Raw genomic sequence first — 1541 nt, forward strand, 5'->3', positions numbered from 1 at the left:
AAAATCTTTTACAATTTCAACATTGAGAGTGCATTTAGCATCTCCGGGCTTTCCTCCGTAAGCTTCAATCTTATATTTTCCTTCTTCTAAATTCTGAAAAATTTTATCTAAGTCCTGAAAAAAGGTAGCTCCTAATCCTATAAAAGTTTTCACTTTATCTTTTATGCCTTCTCCTTTAAAAAGTGTCCAGATTATTTTAGCGGCGTCTCCCTTGAAATTTGCTTTCAGCGTAAGTTTTTGAGTTATAAAATTGGGCAGTATATTTAATGAGTTTGCCGATTGCTGAATATAATAGTAAGTATCTTTTAGTTCTGTAACGGGAAAAGGCAAAATCATAGAGATAGAACTTACTGATGTTTTGGTTTTATCAGCAGGATCTTTGGTTTCCCATTGTGGAGAAGCATTGGTTACGGAAAATTCATCCGCCTCTCTTACATCGATTTGAGAAATGTTGTTGGATTGACCCGTAGTTGCAAACTGAATAGTACCAGGAACTCCATATCCAGGACAAGTACCGGTAGATATATCTAAAAGTACTTTCATACTCTTATTGAAATCTACATTTTCGTAATAATCCTTATATTTGATTTTGCATTTTGCTTTACAAGGATACGGTTTTCCATCAGATCCTTTACAGTTTCCAAAACCGTTCCCTCCTCCAAAGCTATCTGCTTTATCATCTAAATAGATAGCAATAGGTTTTTCCTGAGCAAAATATTTGTTTTTACCAAGTTTCTTTTTTTGACTTTTTACTTCCAATGGTACAGCAGTACCTTTTGAGTTATTCGCAACTGAACTACTACAAAATGCTTTTGCCCCTTCTACGATGATGTATCCTTTTTTTGCCATTTTCTTTGTGTTTTAATCTTTACACTTAAAATTCAAATTATCTTTTTTTAAAAGTAAACTTCACCTATATTACATAATTGTTTTATCTAAAATAACTATATCGAATATCTTCTCCATCTTTGCACTGATAAATTATATCATACTTATAAAAATTCTTATGAAGATTAAGAGAGTCAATTCTTTCTTTGATTTTAAGTGAGTTTGATTTTAAATTAAGAGTATTGCCTGTACATGGAAGGTTATTTATAATTATCCTATATACTATCGTGTCTTTTGGATTGATAATATTATACTTAGGCTCTCTCCAGACATTAGTCGCTTTATTTTCATTTTTTATTTTTTGAAATAGTATTTTTTCATTTTGACTTATCTCGCCTCCTTTAGGAGTAGTAAACCAAAATATAATAAGAAATCCATATCTAATTATAAGTGCTATAATTATTACAATTCCAATTAATATCAACAACGATCTCTTTTTCATATTTAAAGTCTAAAATTCATAATTTTCATATTCATTTTGAGCATGATAGTGATAAATGTTTTTATTTTGCCAAACTCGTATAAATTGAGTCCCATTTTTAGTCCCCGCGCTTTTATATATTTTTACTGTCATTTTAATAGTGATGGGTGGACCTAAACCATCTGAAGGGTATCTTTCATATTTTGTTTCTGAACGGTTATAATTGAACTTA

General features: G+C 30.4%; 3 protein-coding genes. All 3 read right to left on the reverse strand.

What is annotated here, in order from left to right; translation table 11 throughout:
• Nucleotides 1-849 (reverse strand): PAAR-like protein (locus tag AC2A1C_RS15750; protein WP_484026881.1); only part of this gene is annotated, 849 nt, incomplete at its 3' end.
• A gap of 82 nt (nt 850-931) precedes the next feature.
• Complete coding sequence (locus tag AC2A1C_RS15755) at nt 932-1330, reverse strand: hypothetical protein (RefSeq protein ID WP_484026883.1); 399 nt, start codon at nt 1328-1330, stop codon at nt 932-934.
• A gap of 9 nt (nt 1331-1339) precedes the next feature.
• Nucleotides 1340-1541: hypothetical protein (locus tag AC2A1C_RS15760; protein ID WP_484026884.1), on the reverse strand; the 202-nt coding region annotated here is incomplete at its 5' end.

The sequence above is a fragment of the Chryseobacterium sp. HNCC26DJ241 genome, assembly GCF_057180505.1.